Here is a 16,329-nt window from a genome sequence, read left to right on the forward strand (position 1 = left end):
CCTGATGGACCAGCTGCCATGCCCGGCTGCGCCCCTTGACCGGCTCAAACGCGCTCAAACCCTGGGCAATCAGCGCCGGAGGTACACCTGCGGCCAGGGCGCAGCTCAGGGCCGCCAGAGAATTCTTGACATTGTGTGCACCGGCAATGTGCAAGGTGTAATGCAATTCACCCGCTGGCGTGGCCGCACTGACCCGCCAGGCGCCCCCCGACCAGTTGGCCTGCACGGCAAACACGTCGGCCCCGGCCTGCGCCGTCGCGGCAAAACGCAGTACCCGGCGCACCCCCGCCAGATCAGACCACACAGCGCTGAAGGCGTCGTCAGCGGGGAACACCGCCACCCCGTCAGCCGGCAAGGCCTGGATGACCGAGCCGTTTTCATGCGCCACCGCGGCCACCGTCTGCATGAATTCCAGGTGTTCGCGCTGGGCGTTATTGACCAGGGCCACCGTGGGCTGGGCCATCGCCGCCAGGGAGGCAATTTCCCCCGGATGGTTCATACCAAGCTCCACCACGGCCACCTGATGCGCTGGGGTCAGGCGCAGCAGCGTCAACGGCACCCCAATGTCGTTGTTCAGGTTACCCTGGGTCGCCAGCGCCGCAGCGCCCTTGAAGATGCGCAGAATGGACGCGATCATTTGCGTCACCGTGGTCTTGCCGTTGCTGCCGGTGACAGCAATCAGCGGCAGGCTGAACTGCGCACGGTAGTGTGTGGCCAGTTGCGCCAACGCCAGCCGCGCATCGGGGACCACCAACCCGGGCACACCGGCCTGGGTGAGCTGGCGAACGGCCCCATCACCTTGTCCGATGACCGCCACGGCCCCTTTGGCGCAGGCCTCGGCAATGAAGTCATTGGCATCAAAACGCTCACCACGCAAGGCGACAAACAGATCGCCAGGTTCGATGCTGCGGGTATCGGTATGCACCCGGGTGAGGGCCACGGTTTGACCATCCTCAAGTCCAACCGGTACCGCCTGATCAAGCCAGGCCGCCACTTGTGCCAAGGTCATCGGGGCGTTCATGTCGCTGTCTCCTGTGGTCCCGGTTGACCAAGCTGCGCCAGGGCCAGACGTACCTGCTCCACATCCGAAAAGTGCAGACGCTGGCCGGCAATTTCCTGGTAATCCTCATGCCCCTTGCCTGCCACCAGCACCACGTCATTCGACGCTGCCTGGGCCAGTGTGCGGACAATGGCCAAGCCACGATCCGGCTCCACCACCACGCCCGAGACACCGGTCAACCCCAACAGAATCTGGCTGATGATGCTGTCCATGGCTTCGCTGCGCGGGTTGTCGCTGGTCACCACCACCCGGTCCGCATGCCCTGCGGCAATGGCCCCCATCAGTGGCCGCTTGGACGTATCCCGATCACCACCACAACCAAACACACACCAGAGTTGCCCGCCGCGCTGCTGTGCCAGCGGCCGCAGGGCATCCAGCGCCTTGGCCAGGGCATCGGGGGTATGCGCATAGTCCACCGCCACCAGCGGCTGCCCGGGCCGGCTGAGGCATTCCATGCGGCCAGGCACCGGGGTCAAGCTGGTGCAAGCCTGGACCGCATCGGCCAGCGGCACGCCGACAGAGCGCATAGCGGCAATCACCCCCAGCAGGTTGGCCACGTTGTAGTCACCAATCAGCCGGGTGGCCAAATCAACGCACTGGGCTCCCTCTGCCACGGTAAAACGGACACCGGCACTGTCATGGACAATCGACCGGGCCTGTAGCCGCGCCCGGTTGTTCGGGGACGCCAACATCGACACGGTCCAGAGGTCCAGCCCCTCACCATTCTTGTGCGCCGCCAGCTCGGTCGCCAGTGTCGCCCCGTGGGCATCGTCCACATTGATGACCGCCGCACGCAGATCTGGCCAAGCGAACAGCCGGGTTTTGGCCTGCCAGTAAGCATCCATGCTGCCGTGATAGTCCAGATGGTCCTGGGTCACGTTGGTCAGCAGGGCGGTATGGATGTGTGTCCCATCCAGCCGGTGTTCCTCAATGCCAATCGACGAGGCCTCGATGGCACAGGCCTGCACACCGTCGGCGACAAACTTCGCAAACGCCGCCTGCAACGCCACCGGGTCTGGCGTGGTCAGCCCGGTAGGCACCAATTCTGGCGGAGTACCGATGCCCAAAGTACCCACCAGCCCGCACGGAATGGACCTATTTTGCTTCAAATTTGATAGCGATTGCGCCAACCACCAGGCGCTGGATGTTTTGCCATTGGTGCCGGTGAGCGCCAGGACATTCAGCCGTCGGCTGGGTTCCTGGAAATAGGCACTGGCCACCGGACCGCTGGCGGCCTTGAGCCCGTGGTAAGCAGCGATGCGCGGATCGTCCAGGGCAAAACGCTGCACCCCCTCCTGTTCGACCAGGCAGGCCACGGCACCACGCGTCAGCGCCGATGCCACATGCGCGCGAGCATCCACCGCGGCCCCGGGCCAGGCCAGAAAACCGTCACCGGCTTGCACCAGGCGGCTGTCGGTGCGCAGCGTCCCGGTGACGCGCACCTGCAGCCAGCGTGCCGCCTCCTGAGGGGTGTGCAGCAACTGCATCAGAAACTCTCCTCCACGGCGTCGGTCACCACCTGGGGCTTGACCGTCATGTCGGGCGCAATCCCAAGCACCCGCAGCGTCTGTTGCACCGTCTGGCTGAACACCGGAGCCGCCGTGTCACCACCAAAATACTTGCCGTTGCTGGGCTCATCAATCATCACGGCAACGGCAATGCGTGGATTGTCGATCGGTGCCAGCCCGGCAAACACCCCCCGGTATTTCTTGTCAGCGTAACCCCGGCCTTCGACCTTGTGGGCCGTGCCGGTTTTGCCTCCCACCGAGTACCCCATGGTCTGGGCCTTGGGCGCTGTGCCCCCCGGCCCCGTCACCAGATGCAACATGTGACGCACATCCTGCGCCACCTTGCCCTGCAAGACCTGCACCCCCTTCACCGGGCCAGTGACCTTGAGCATGGACAAGGGCGCCACATCACCATCCCGGCCAAACACGGTGTAGGCCCGCGCCAGCTGCATCAGGCTCACGGACACCCCGTAGCCGTAACTCATGGTGGCCTGTTCAATCGGACGCCAGCTTTTGTAAGGCCGCAGCCGGCCGCTGACCGCCCCCGGAAAAGGCACTTGCGGCTTCTGGCCAAACCCGACATTGCTGTAGAGCTCCCACATCTCGCGCGCGGGCATTTGCAGGGCAATCTTGGCGGTGCCGATGTTGCTGGATTTCTGGATCACTTCCGTCACGCTCAGCACACCATGGGCGTGCGAGTCGGAAATGGTGGCGCTGCCGATGGTCATGCGCCCCGGCGCCGTCTGGATCGGTGTCTCCGGTGTCACCCGGCCGGTGTTCAAGGCCAGCCCGATGACAAAAGGCTTCATGGTGGAACCCGGCTCAAAGGTGTCAGTCAAGGCCCGGTTGCGCAACTGCGCACCACTGAGGTTCTGGCGCTTGTCCGGCACATAACTGGGGTAATTGGCCAGCGCCAGCACCTCGCCGGTCTGCACATCCAGCACCACCACGCTGCCGGCTTTGGCCTTGTGCAGCTGCACCGCATCCTTGAGGGTCTGGTAGGCAAAAAACTGGACCTTGCTGTCAATGCTGAGCTGCAGGTCACGTCCGTCCACCGGGGCGATCTGCTCCCCCACGTCTTCCACCACACGCCCCATCCGGTCCTTGATCACCCGCCGGGAACCATGACGCCCACCCAAGTCCTTGTTGAACGCCAGTTCAACCCCTTCCTGCCCCTTGTCTTCCACATTGGTGAAGCCCACCACATGGGCAGCTGCTTCGCCTTCCGGGTATTGACGTTTGTACTCCTTGCGCTGGTAAACACCCCTGATTTTCAGCGCTTCAATGTCCCGCCACACTGATTCGTCCACCTGGCGCCTGAGCCAGACAAAACTCTTGTCCTCATCTTCGAGTTTCTTGTTCAGCTCGACCAGCGACATTCCCAGCAAAGTGGCCAGCTTTTTCAGGTTGGCCGGGTCGCGGTCCACGTCTTCCGGGATGGCCCAGATGCTGGGCACCGGAATGCTGGAGGCCAGAATGACCCCGTTGCGATCGAGGATCCGCCCCCGGTTGGCCGGCAACTCCAGCGTGCGGGCATAACGCACCTCACCCTGCCGCTGGAAAAAATCATTCTCGATGACCTGGATGTACACCGCCCGCCCGGCCAGTCCTGCAAAGGCCAGCGCGATGGCCGCCACGATGAACTTGCTGCGCCACACCGGGGTGGGACTGGCCAGCAAGGGGCTGGAGGTGTAGGCAATGCTGCGGCTCATTGGACCCGCCCATTGGTCTGGGGATTGCGCCGTGCGGCTGATTCTGTCGTTGCGTCGACCGCATCCGGGGTGTAGCTGACATAGGTGGTGATGGCTGGGTTGGCGGCACGCATTTGCAGGCGCGATTTAGCCAGTTGCTCAACACGTGCCGACGTCGCCTGGGCACGCTTTTCCACCAGCAGGCGTTCTTTCTCAACGTCCAGCTTGTGCGCCTGTGCCCGGGCGCGGTCCAGCTCGGAGTACAAGTGCCGCGACTCATACTGCACATTGACGAGATAAAGCGCACTGAGCAGCACCCCCAGCAGCAACACCAGATTCAGGCGCATCATGATGCCACCTTCGCATGGGTGCGCTCGGCCACCCGCATCACGGCGCTGCGCGCCCGCGGATTACCCGCGACCTCGGCAGCACTGGGCTTGATACGCCCCAGGGCCGTCAGTTGCATGGCCTGTGGCACGGCAAAAGGCGCGCGGCGGTCATACACCTCCTTGGCATGTTTGGCAATGAACTGCTTGACAATGCGATCTTCCAGGGAGTGAAAACTGATCACCACCAGCCGCCCGCCGGGCCGCAACACCTTGAGCGCAGCGGCTAACGCCTGTTGCAGCTCTTCAAGCTCGGCATTGATGAAAATCCGAAAAGCCTGAAATGTGCGCGTTGCAGGATTCTGGCCCGGCTCGCGGGTTTTGACCGTGTCAGCCACGAGCTGGGCCAATTCAGTGGTGGTTGTAATGGGGCCCCGAGCCTGTCGGCGCGCAGCAATCGCCTTTGCAATGGGGCCAGCAAACCGTTCTTCGCCATATTCACGTATCACCTCCGTCATCTGATCCACCTCGGCGTGGGCCAACCATTGCGCCACACTCTGCCCGCGCGTGGTGTCCATGCGCATGTCCAGAGGCCCCTCAAACCTGAAACTGAAGCCCCGCGCCGGGTTGTCAATCTGCGGGGAACTGATCCCCAAATCGAGCAGCACACCTGCCACACTGGCCTCAGGCAGCTCACCCAGATGGCTGAAACCCTGGTGCCGGATCGAAAAGCGGGGATCGGTGATCCGCGCCGCCTCAATCAGTGCATCGGGGTCCTTGTCGAACGCCACCAACCGGGCTGAGAGCGCCATGCGGGACAGGATGAGGCGGCTGTGCCCGCCACGCCCGAAGGTGGCATCCACAAACACGGGGTTTGACGTGCCATCCGTCGTGGTATCAGGTGCGCCAAGCAAAGCGTCGACCGCTTCGTTCAACAGCACGGTGGTGTGTGTCCATGCGTTTTCCACCGCCAGCCTTCAGAAAGAGAAGTCCTTGAAGACATCAGGCATGGCTCCCTGCATGGCCTGGGCTTCCTGCGCGTCGTAAGTGGCCCTGTCCCACAACTCAAAATAACTGCCCATCCCCAGCAAGACCGACTCTTTGGTGATACCTGCGGCAGCGCGCAGCTCGGGCGAGACCAGCACTCGACCGGTACCATCCATTTCCACATCCATGGCATTGCCCAGAAAAATCCGCTTCCACCATTGGGCCGACATCGGCAACGAGGCGATGCGTTCACGGAATTTTTCCCACTCGGGGCGGGCAAAAATCATCAGGCAGCCATGGGGGTGTTTGGTGATGGTCAGCTGACCGCCAGCGGTGGCACTCAAGACGTCACGATGCCGGGTCGGCACAGATAGCCGACCCTTTGCATCCAGACTCAATGAGGAAGCCCCTTGGAACACTTGCAAAAACCTTTGTTTGATGAATTGGCACTGGAAATGCAAAAAAGGCACTTTTCACCACTAAATTGCACTTTTTTGCACTGTAGCAGCAAAATGGCCACCCGCAAACAGTTCAACAACAATTTTTTACAATGAAATCAAGGACTTAGGCGCGATTTTGAAGGTTTCAAAAAGACAAAATCGTTCTAAATTAAGCACTTAGCGTATGCACTGAAAGTGATGTGTGAGGATAATAGAAACACCCTCATCCACAAAATGTGGCATCACCGGCATGGCCCGCCCCCAAGGGGAAGCTACAGGATGTAGCGGCTGAGGTCTTCGTTCTGACTGAGCTCGGCCAGACGCGACTCGACATAACTCGCATCGACCCGCACGGTCTGACCCGTCAGATGGCTGGCGTTGAAACTGACATCATCAAGCAGGCGCTCCATCACCGTGGATAACCTGCGCGCACCAATATTTTCAGTACGCTCATTCACGTCAAAGGCAATTTGTGCCAAACGCGTGATGCCTTCATCGGTGAATTCAATATTCACCTGTTCGGTCGCCAGCAGGGCCTGGTATTGTTTGACCAACGACGCGTGGGTCTGCGTCAGGATAGCCACAAAATCCTGCACCGACAGCGACTGCAGTTCCACCCGGATCGGAAAGCGCCCCTGCAGCTCGGGAATCAGGTCACTGGGCTTGCTCAAATGGAAGGCGCCCGAGGCGATGAACAGGATGTGGTCGGTTTTGACCATGCCGTATTTGGTGGACACGGTGGTGCCTTCCACCAGCGGCAACAAATCTCGCTGGACACCCTGACGCGACACGTCAGCACCGCTGCCTTCCGAGCGCGAAGTCACCTTGTCAATCTCGTCGATGAACACGATGCCATTTTGCTCCAGCATCTGCAGCGCCTGAGTCTTGATGTCATCATCATTCACCAGTTTGGCGGCCTCCTCATCGGCCAGCAGCTTGAGGGCTTCACCAATCCTCAGCTTGCGGGTCTGTTTTTTGGACTGGTTGAATTGACCAAACATGCTGCGCAATTGTTCGGTCATTTCTTCCATGCCGGCAGGGCCCATGATTTCAAGCTGTGGCGCGGTCTGTGCGACGTCAATCTCAATCTCGCGGTCATTGAGCTGGCCTTCGCGCAGCTTCTTGCGGAAAGTCTGGCGCGCTGTGCTCTCGGGCTCCTGACCAGGTACCACACCAAATTCCTGACGCGGCATCGGAATCAGGATGTCCAGCACACGGTCTTCAGCCGCATCTTCGGCGCGGGCCCGCACTTTTTGCTGCTCGGCCTGCCGGGTTTGTTTCACCGCCACTTCGGCCAGATCGCGAATGATGGCATCAACATCCTTGCCCACATAGCCAACCTCGGTGAACTTGGTCGCTTCCACCTTGATGAACGGTGCATCTGCCAGGCGCGCCAACCGGCGGGCGATCTCGGTTTTACCAACGCCGGTCGGGCCGATCATCAGAATGTTTTTGGGGGTGATCTCGCCACGCAGGTCGGAGGCAACCTGCTGACGGCGCCAACGATTACGCAGGGCGATGGCCACCGCCCTTTTGGCTTCCTGCTGGCCAACAATGTGTTTATCCAGCTCAGCGACGATTTGTTGTGGTGTAAGAGAAGACATGACTTGAGTCTGCGGGAAGCAGCGTGGATCCGGATCAACCGTCAGGGCAGTCCTGGTGGGACTACAGCGTTTCTATGGTGTGATTCATGTTGGTGTAGATGCAGATCTCACCGGCAATTTCAAGCGATTTTCTGACCATGTCTGTCGCCGACAGGTCGGTGTGGTTGAGCAGCGCCATCGCCGCAGCCTGGGCATAAGCCCCACCTGAGCCAATCGCCACAATGCCGTTTTCCGGCTCCAGCACGTCACCATTGCCAGTGATGATCAGCGAGGCAGAGGCGTCCGCCACCGCCAGCATGGCTTCCAGGCGACGTAACACCCGGTCGGTGCGCCAGTCCTTGGTCAGTTCAATGGCCGCGCGCACCAGATGGCCCTGGTGCTTTTCCAGCTTGGCCTCAAAACGCTCGAACAGGGTGAAGGCGTCCGCCGTGGCACCAGCAAAACCAGCCAGCACCTTACCGTGGTAGAGCTTGCGCACCTTGCGCGCCGTCCCCTTGACCACAATATTACCCAGCGTGACCTGTCCGTCGCCGCCAATCGCCACCTGCATACCGTCGGGCGTCTGCCGCCGCACACTGATGATGGTGGTTCCGTGAAATTGTTCCATGCCGCTCAAGAAAGTCCTAGTTGAACCGCGCCATGATGCGCGCGTGTTCATTGATACCAATCAGATTAAAAAACGCTGCCACCAGTCGTGGCACATCCCGAAAATCGATGCGCCCGCCCTGCGACTCCACATTGGCGGCCCAGTTCAGAATGCTGCCGGCGGCCGAGAAATCCACCCGAATCAGTCGCGCGCAGGACACCGTCAGCACCCCATCATGCTGGGCTGCCTGTTGCAGCGGCGTCAGGGCATTGAAAATATCCCCCAACACCTCGCCACAAAGCTCGATCTGGCTGCCTGACGCGGCGCCAGAAACCAACCGCACCGCCTGGTTCAAAGACACCAGGTTCGCCTCCTCTGGCGGGTTATCCGTCATCACGTCCGCCGCGTCTGGCTGCGACGTCATCACCCGTTCACAGCGGACCTCCTGCCAGGACGGCGGAGAGACTTCGTAGGTGACACAGTAATCCAGGGCCACCAGATCAAACTCATCGGGCAAATGCAGCACACGCAGGCATTCCAGTCGCAACCGCCACCAGCCTTCATCGACCTGGTTATCCCCGGTCGGGGTGTAACCCTGCAGAACCTGCTGCAGGTGCTCGGCCCCTTCAATTTGCAAACGCAGCGCTTGGGTGCACCACTGCACAAACAAATCAGCCAGTCCCGGCGCCGCCGCAGAGCTGATGGATCTCAGCGCGCGCCAATCCAGGCACCACGACCCCGCTGACGGCGAGACGAGTTCGCGCAGCCGCGCCACATCGACCTCGGTGAGTTCTGCCGGGCACACCCAGGCATTTTTCCGCCCCTTGTTCACGCCACCACTGCTGGGGCGTTGGGCGCCTCCGGCACGCAGTCCCAGTTGTTGGGGCGTCGAAAACCAGGCGGGAGCCGAGCGGCCGAAACGCTGGGCATATTCAATGGCAGAGCGCTCAAAATTGGCTTGCTGACCCGTGCAGCGATAAAAATCCAGCAACGCCCCGGCCCAGGCTTCCGAAGACTCCAGTGAAACGTCCGAACGCTGCAACGCCGTACGCAAAGCGGCCTCCGCGCCGGCGTCATCGGCATTGGCAAACCGGATGGCGGCTTCTTCCAGTTCCGGGTCCGAATGCCCCTCACCCATGTCGACCGACAGCAGGGAAGACATCCGGAAAGCACTGCTGCCGGCGTCCGAAAACACACTGCGCGGCGCGGCCGACGTGTCTGCCGGCGCATGACCCGGTGCCAGGAAATCGGAGCCGGAAGGCACACCCATCTGGGTCGGCGCATCATCCATGCCGTCGACCAGATCAGACAATTGGGTGGTGGCAAAGGTGCTTTGGTTGTCGGAGCCGGTGCTCGCCTCCTTGGGTGCCGCCGTCCGGCGGAAGTTGTCGGGGCCGGATTCGGCCGGGCGGGCTTGCGCTGGCGCAGCGGTTGGACGCCCTTTCCACCATTGCTTGGACATCTGGGCTTCAATCTCGTCGATCTTCTTGAGCGTCATGGCCCGCTCATCCAGATCGGAGTAATCGGTACTGCCGCGGAAAAGCGAGGTGTTCTCAATTTGATCCCGCGGCACCACCGGGGAAGTTCGACGCAATTTGCGCAATTGGTCAAACTCGCGCTGGCGCACCGAGTCATTGTGCCGCTTGCGCAACAACATGTCCTTGAACGCCTGTTTGCCCGCCGTACCTGCCGGTTCGGACTTGCCTTTGTCAAGCTCGGCCCAGTCCGTCGTGGGATGACGAACAAACTTGACAACCTTGGATAACAAGCCGGAACTAGTGTCTTTGGTCGCCATAAAAGCCAATTGCGTTCAACACCACCATGCCTGATCAATCAGTCGCCAAACATCTTCTGCTTGAGTTCCCGGCGTTGCTGCGCTTCAAGTGACAGTGTGGCAGTTGGCCGCGCCAACAAACGCCCCACGCCGATGGGCTCCCCTGTTTCATCACAATAACCGTAGTCCCCGGCGTCGATGCGATTGATGGACTGCTCGATCTTTTTCAACAATTTTCTTTCGCGGTCCCGCGTGCGCAACTCCAGCGCGTGCTCTTCCTCAATCGTGGCACGATCCGCTGGATCAGGCACCACCACGGTGTCTTCCCGCAAATGTTCGGTGGTTTCACCGGCGCTGTTGAGAATGTCATTCTTGAGTGTCACCAGACGCAGGCGGAAAAACGCCAGCTGGGTGTCATTCATGTAGTCGTCATCCGACATGGCAATCACTTCGGCATCAGTGAGGTCAGCCACTGCCTTGGTCTTCCAGTTATTGGCCAGCTTCGGGTCTTTCTTGATGGCCGAGGCCAACGGCGAGACGATGGGCTGAACCGTTGTCATCTGGGTGAAACTGGCTTTGGCGGCGGTGGAGGCCACAGCCTGCGCCATGGAAGGAACCGTCAGTTGTGCCAGACGGGACGAAGGACGCCCCGAGCGCACGGGCACACCCAGCGGCGACAGGGCAGGTGCCACATCGACCGGCTTGGCAGATTTGTCGGATTTGGCCACGGATTCGGTTGTAACGTTGGTGCTCACTGATTCAGACTTCTTTTTGGAAATAGGGGGAACGGGGGGGTTGCTCACGGTTGCCGCCTTGGCCACCGGCTTCACCTTGGTGGCCTTCTCGACCTTGGCAGCAGGCTGGCTTTTGGTAGCCACTTTGGCCACCGGCTTGCTCACAGATTTGGATTGAGGCTCAGGTTTGGCAGCGGGTACGGCTTTCGCAGGCCGGGCAGGTTTGACAGGCTTGATGGCCACAACCACTTTGGTAGCGGCTGCTTTCGGTTTCACGGCTGACGCTTTCACTGACGACCTCCTGGCAGGTTTTTCCTGTACTGGTGATGCTTTCGGAGCCGCCGTCAACGCTTTGACAGCGGCGGTCTTTGGCTTGGATGCACTGGGCACGGCTTTTTCATCGGCGCGCGAGTGTACCGGTTTGGCTGTTGGAAATCCCATCAGTTGCAAAAGCGAGACAAACATCTGCCATCCTGTTCAGGGTTAAAAGATCGGCTCACACAAGGCTTTTCTCCATCCCCTGCAGGAAAATATCTTGAGGCAAGTCAATGCCGATGAAGACCATTTTGCTGCAAGGCTTCTCATCCTTGCCCCAGGCCGGACCCAGATCACTGCCCATCAGCTGGTGGACACCCTGGAAAATCACCTTGCGATCGGTGCCCTGCATGTACAGAACCCCTTTGTAACGCAACATGCGCGGGCCATAAATATTGACCACCGCACCCAGAAAATCCTCCAGCTTGGCCGGGTCGAAGGCCCGGTCTGAGCGGAAGACAAAACTTTTGACATCGTCATCATGGTGATGATGGTGGCCATGCTGGTGCGATGGGTGGTTGCAGGTTTCGCCCGGCGCGTGGTCATGATGTTCATGACTGTCGTGAGCATGGTCCTCTTCCTTGAGGAAGTCCGGGTCGATGTCGAGCTTGGTGTTGAGGTTGAAACCCCGCAGGTCGAACACTTCCGACAAGGCCACGGCGCCGAAATGCACGGCTTTTTGCGGCGCCCGTGGGTTCATGTGTTTGAGGCGATGCATCAGGTCGTCGGTTTCTTCGGCGCTGACCAGGTCGGTTTTGCTGATGAAAATCTGGTCGGCAAAGCCCACCTGGCGGCGCGCTTCCTGGCGGTCATCAAGCTGCTGGTTGGCGTGTTTGGCATCGACCAGGGTCAGGATCGAGTCCAGCAAGTAGCTTTCGGCAATCTCGTCGTCCATGAAAAACGTCTGCGCCACCGGCCCCGGGTCAGCCACGCCGGTGGTCTCGATCACCACACGGTCAAAGTCCAGCAGGCCCTGGCGCTTCTTGGCGGCCAGCAGTTGCAGCGCCTCGCGCAGGTCTTCGCGGATGGTGCAGCAGATGCAGCCGTTGCTCATCTGGATGATCTGCTCTTTGGACTCGGTCACCAGGATGTCGTTGTCAATGTTTTCTTCGCCAAACTCGTTTTCAATGACGGCAATTTTCTGGCCATGGGCTTCTGACAACACCCGCTTCAGGAGCGTGGTTTTGCCGGAGCCGAGGAAACCGGTGAGGATGGTGGCAGGAATAAGAGACATGGTGCAGACAGATTGGAAGGCAGCGAGTGTAACGATCTCAAGCTTAAGGTTTATTTACGCATCACCACCAAACCCTTGAGGTATTCCCCTTCCGGGAAATGGATGGTCATCGGATGGTCTGGCGCGCCACCCATGCGTTCATGGATATACCCATCCACCCCAGCGTCACAGCCGGCCGAGGCGACGATCTTGTGAAACAGATCAGCGCTGATGCCGCCCGAGCAACTGTAGGTGAACAACACCCCGCCGGGCTCCAGCAGCTTGAACGCCAGCCGGTTGATGTCCTTGTAGGCACGCGCCGCCCGCTCGGCATGCGCCACCGTGGGGGCAAACTTGGGCGGGTCCAGCACAATGGCGTCAAAGGTGCGGCCTTCGGCGCCGAACTGGCGCAGCGAGGCGTTCACATCGGCATCCATGAAGGCAGCGCGTTGCGGCGCAAAACCGTTGAGCGCCACATTGGCGGCGGCCTGTGCCAGCGCCGGGCCGGAGGAATCAATCGAAGTGACTTGCTCGGCGCCGCCCATCAGCGCCGCCACCGTGAAGCCCCCGGTATAACAATAACAGTTGAGGACACGCTCAAACTTCAGGCGCCGGGCGTAATCACCGAACCGTTTGCGGCTGTCGCGCTGGTCCAGATAAAAGCCGGTTTTGTGCCCCTCGGCAATGTTCACCGCCAGTTGCCAGTCATGCTCCTTCAGGATCAGTTCGACCGGACCCTGGCCGCGCAGCCAACCGGTGGTTTCGGGCAAACCTTCCAGCGCGCGACTGCTGGCATCACTGCGTTCATAAAGCCGACTCAGACCCGTGGCGGCGAGCAAGGCATCGGCAATCACGCCTTTCCAGCGCTCCACCCCAGCCGAGGTGAACTGCGCCACCAACGTGTCACCATAACGGTCCACAATCAGTCCGGGCAGGCCATCGGCCTCCCCGTGAACCAGCCGCAGGCCGTCACTTTTTATATCAAATCGACCTCTAGCCCGGACAGAATCTGCGCATGCAGCTATAAAAAAAGAAGCATCAATGCGTTGCGCCTGGTCAAAACTCCAGACCCGAGCCCGGATCTTCGAATTCGGACTGAACGCGGCCCAGGCCAGGAACTGGCCCTCGGCCGACTCCACCCGCACGGTTTCGCCGGCATCCGCCGACCCACGGCCAATCGCCGATTCAAAAATCCAGGGATGACGGCGTAGCAGTGAGCGCTCTTTGCCCGGTTTGAGACGGATGCTCTTCATTCAGTAGGTGATCGCCATGGACGGCACGTCCACACGGATCATCGGTTTGCCCAAGGCCGTGCTGACTGCTGCCACATACCCGGCCGCCCAATCAGCGTTCCCCAACAGGCGGGCACCAGCAGCCTGGGTGACCACCAGAATCTTGTCGGCGGTGAGCACCTTGCCACTGGCACGCAGCGGCTCGCAATCCAGCTCGGTGAACTGCTGGTCCAGCCAGGCACGCGCAGCGTCATGCGCCATGGCCACCCCTTCGGGCACATGGAAGGTGAATTCAACGCCTTTGTCCAACACCACACTGATTTGCTTTTGCATAGGTCACCCGTTGATTAAAAATGGAAACAGAGCGCTATTTTGAACCACTTGACTTCAGGTGGGCGCGTGGATGGGCGGCATCGTAGGCTTTGGCCAGGTGGCCGAAGTCCAGCCGGGTATAGATCTGGGTGGTGCTGATGTTGGCGTGGCCCAGCAGTTCCTGCACGCCGCGCAAGTCAGCGCTGGACTGCAGCACGTGGCTGGCAAAGGAGTGTCGCAGCACGTGCGGGTGCACCGGGGTGGCCAATCCGGCGCGCAGGCTGCGTTCCTGCAGGCGTTTCCAGATCGCCTGCGCTGACAGTCGGGGGCCGTTGCGCCCGATGAACAGCGCCGCCTGCGCCGTCCCACCCGTGGCCAGCCGCTGGTCACGCAGCGTCAGCCAGTGGCGCAGCGCCTGCACGGCCTGGGCGCCAACGGGCACGATGCGCCACTTGCTGCCTTTGCCCAGCACATGGGCCTCACCGGCTGCCAAATCCACCCAGCCACGCGCGCTGCTGCTGGCCAACACGTCCAGACCGGTCAGTTCCGCCAAGCGCAGACCGCCACCATACAGCAACTCGACCATGGCGGCATCACGCGCCTCCAGCCAGGGGTCAGCCAGGTCGTTATGAAAACTGGCCAGCTGCACGGCGTCATCCACACTCAGGGCCTTGGGCAGCGGTTTGGCCGCCTTGGGCGCGCGGATGTCCAGTACCGGGTTGCTGGCCACCAGCCCCTCGCGACCCAGCCAGCTGTAAAAACCGCGCCAGCCCGACAAAATCAGCGCAATGCCGCGGCCACTGCGCCCCCCGCTGTGCATCTGTGCCACCCAGCGCCGGATGTGGCCGGGCTGCACCTGCAGCAGCTCAACCCCGGCAGCAGCGGCATGGAGACAGAGTTTTTCCAGGTCCAGCGTGTACAACACCACCGTACGCTCGGCCAGGCGTTTGTCAAAACGCACATGGTCCAGATAACGCTGCACCAGCGCGGGCAACTCCGGCGCCATACCCGCAGCGGACACTGGTGGCGGGTTCATGGCAGCCGCCGCTCAACGCAGCGGCGACAGCGCGGCGCTGGCCAGATCAGCAATACGCGCCAGGAAATCGGTGCCCATGGTGCTGTTGAAGCGCTGGGCATCGGGGGAGGCCAGCACCAGCAGACCAAAAGCCGGCGTCACGCCGCTGGACTGAGACAGGCGCAGCGGCAAGATCGCCAGCGACACTGCCGCCTGGGGGTCTGGCAGCCAGTTGATGGCCTCCAACCCGGTGTTGACACCACAAAAGGGCTCGGTCAGCGAGGTGGCAAACAGCTTGGCATCCTCACTCACGCCCTGGGCAAACGCCTGTCCGGCATAGGCCGCAGCCACCCCCCAGACCTTGATGCCCACTTGCGGCACCGCGAACTGGCTGGCGATTTCGTCGGCAATCAGTTGTGGCAAGGTGTTTGGCTCGTGGTGCAGAAACAGCGTGCGCGCCCACAGCAGCAGCTTGTCGGACAAGGCCATGTTGTCGTTGACATTGCGGATCATGTCCATGATGCGCTGTTCCAGCATGCGGATTTTTTCACGCAGCAAGGTGGCCTGCCGCTCCTGCAGGCTCACCGCCCGCTGGCTGTGCGGGCTGGCCAGTTGTACCGCGGACAACAATTCTGCATGACGTTCAAAAAAGTCAGGCGTGTTGGCCAGGTAGTTGGCGATGTCGTCCTCGGTGATGGGACTGCCGATGGCGCTGGGTAAATGGGGAGTGTTAGGCATGGTCATAAGGAGTTGGGTAGGTCAATCTCGCCGTCAAACACCGGGGTGGCCGGGCCGGTCAACATCACCGGGGAGGTGCCGCCCTGCCAAGTGATGGTCAAGGTGCCGCCGTGGGTCAGAACGTCCACCGACGCGTCCAGCAGCCCAAGCCGGATGCCCGCCACCACGGCGGCACAGGCGCCGGTGCCGCAGGCCAGCGTTTCACCAGCGCCGCGCTCGTACACACGCAGACGGATGCGCGCGCGGTCCAGCACCTGCATGAAGCCCACATTCACCCCACGCGGGAAGGCACTATGGCCCTGGATCAGCGGCCCCCGGGTCAACACTGGCGCACTGTCCACATCGTCCACCAGCGTCACGGCATGGGGGTTGCCCATGGACACCACCGCGACATTGACAGTCGCCACCCGGGGCGACTCATCCAGAGCCAGCGGCCAGACCTGCCATGACCCTGCAGGCACAGGCTGCAGCCCGGTCGAATCAAACGGGATGCGCGCCAGCTCAAAATCCGGTGCCTGCATGTCCACGGTGACACGGCCATCCTTCTGGCGCTGCAACTGCAACACCCGGTTCATGGTCTGCACCGTCACCAGATCCTTGGTGGTCAGCCCCTGCCGGCGCACAAAACTCAGAAAACAGCGCGCGCCGTTGCCGCAGTGCTCAACCTCATTGCCATCCGCATTGTGGATGACATAGGCGAAATCAACCCCCGGCGCTGGCGAGGAACGCACCGTCAGGATCTGATCGGCACCGACGCCGAAATGACGGTCCGCCAGAAAACGGTATTGCGCCGC

General features: G+C 61.2%; 16 protein-coding genes. All 16 read right to left on the minus strand.

Annotated features, from left to right (window positions below; all coding sequences use genetic code 11):
• Positions 1-1,021 (minus strand): Mur ligase family protein (locus tag PHW99_RS00005; protein ID WP_300172471.1); only part of this gene is annotated, 1,021 nt, incomplete at its 3' end.
• Positions 1,018-2,547 (minus strand): UDP-N-acetylmuramoyl-L-alanyl-D-glutamate--2,6-diaminopimelate ligase, encoded by a 1,530-nt coding sequence (locus PHW99_RS00010; RefSeq protein ID WP_300172473.1) that lies wholly within the window; start codon positions 2,545-2,547, stop codon positions 1,018-1,020. The genes PHW99_RS00010 and PHW99_RS00005, both read right to left, overlap by 4 nt.
• Positions 2,547-4,280 carry a penicillin-binding protein 2 gene (locus tag PHW99_RS00015; RefSeq protein WP_300172475.1) on the minus strand — a complete coding sequence of 578 codons (1,734 nt, stop codon included), beginning with the start codon at positions 4,278-4,280 and terminating at the stop codon, positions 2,547-2,549. Before PHW99_RS00015 ends, PHW99_RS00010 begins: the two co-directional genes overlap by 1 nt.
• Entirely contained in the window at positions 4,277-4,609 is a 333-nt protein-coding gene (ftsL, locus tag PHW99_RS00020; RefSeq protein WP_300172477.1) for a cell division protein FtsL, read from the minus strand. The genes PHW99_RS00015 and ftsL overlap by 4 nt, the downstream gene beginning before the upstream one ends.
• Positions 4,606-5,553 (minus strand): 16S rRNA (cytosine(1402)-N(4))-methyltransferase RsmH, encoded by a 948-nt coding sequence (rsmH, locus tag PHW99_RS00025; RefSeq protein WP_300172479.1) that lies wholly within the window; start codon positions 5,551-5,553, stop codon positions 4,606-4,608. The genes ftsL and rsmH overlap by 4 nt, the downstream gene beginning before the upstream one ends.
• 9 nt (positions 5,554-5,562) lie before the next feature.
• Positions 5,563-5,991, minus strand: a complete 429-nt coding sequence (gene mraZ, locus PHW99_RS00030) for a division/cell wall cluster transcriptional repressor MraZ (protein WP_300172662.1) — start codon at positions 5,989-5,991, stop codon at positions 5,563-5,565.
• A 293-nt stretch (positions 5,992-6,284) separates the two neighbouring features.
• Positions 6,285-7,616 carry an ATP-dependent protease ATPase subunit HslU gene (hslU, locus tag PHW99_RS00035; RefSeq protein WP_300172481.1) on the minus strand — a complete coding sequence of 444 codons (1,332 nt, stop codon included), beginning with the start codon at positions 7,614-7,616 and terminating at the stop codon, positions 6,285-6,287.
• Between the two features lie 61 nt (positions 7,617-7,677).
• The gene (gene hslV / locus PHW99_RS00040) at positions 7,678-8,223 is read right to left on the minus strand and encodes an ATP-dependent protease subunit HslV (RefSeq protein ID WP_300172483.1); all 546 of its coding nucleotides are present in this window, start codon (positions 8,221-8,223) and stop codon (positions 7,678-7,680) included.
• 16 nt (positions 8,224-8,239) lie between these two features.
• Entirely contained in the window at positions 8,240-9,997 is a 1,758-nt protein-coding gene (locus PHW99_RS00045) for an STAS domain-containing protein (RefSeq protein WP_300172485.1), read from the minus strand.
• A 38-nt stretch (positions 9,998-10,035) separates the two neighbouring features.
• Positions 10,036-10,986: an RNA polymerase-binding protein DksA gene (dksA, locus tag PHW99_RS00050; RefSeq protein ID WP_300172487.1), complete on the minus strand. Its 951-nt coding sequence runs from the start codon at positions 10,984-10,986 to the stop codon at positions 10,036-10,038.
• Positions 10,987-11,206: 220 nt separating this feature from the next.
• The gene (locus PHW99_RS00055; protein WP_300172489.1) at positions 11,207-12,259 is read right to left on the minus strand and encodes a GTP-binding protein; all 1,053 of its coding nucleotides are present in this window, start codon (positions 12,257-12,259) and stop codon (positions 11,207-11,209) included.
• 50 nt (positions 12,260-12,309) lie between these two features.
• Positions 12,310-13,491 carry a class I SAM-dependent methyltransferase gene (locus PHW99_RS00060; RefSeq protein WP_300172490.1) on the minus strand — a complete coding sequence of 394 codons (1,182 nt, stop codon included), beginning with the start codon at positions 13,489-13,491 and terminating at the stop codon, positions 12,310-12,312.
• Complete coding sequence (locus tag PHW99_RS00065; RefSeq protein ID WP_300172492.1) at positions 13,492-13,803, minus strand: hypothetical protein; 312 nt, start codon at positions 13,801-13,803, stop codon at positions 13,492-13,494.
• A 34-nt stretch (positions 13,804-13,837) separates the two neighbouring features.
• Positions 13,838-14,818 (minus strand): tyrosine recombinase XerC, encoded by a 981-nt coding sequence (locus PHW99_RS00070; RefSeq protein WP_300172494.1) that lies wholly within the window; start codon positions 14,816-14,818, stop codon positions 13,838-13,840.
• Between the two features lie 12 nt (positions 14,819-14,830).
• Positions 14,831-15,535 (minus strand): DUF484 family protein, encoded by a 705-nt coding sequence (locus PHW99_RS00075; RefSeq protein ID WP_300172496.1) that lies wholly within the window; start codon positions 15,533-15,535, stop codon positions 14,831-14,833.
• A 2-nt stretch (positions 15,536-15,537) separates the two neighbouring features.
• Positions 15,538-16,329: diaminopimelate epimerase (gene dapF, locus PHW99_RS00080; RefSeq protein ID WP_300172498.1), on the minus strand; the 792-nt coding region annotated here is incomplete at its 5' end.

It is taken from the genome of Rhodoferax sp., assembly GCF_028689305.1.
Lineage (GTDB): Bacteria > Pseudomonadota > Gammaproteobacteria > Burkholderiales > Burkholderiaceae_C > Rhodoferax.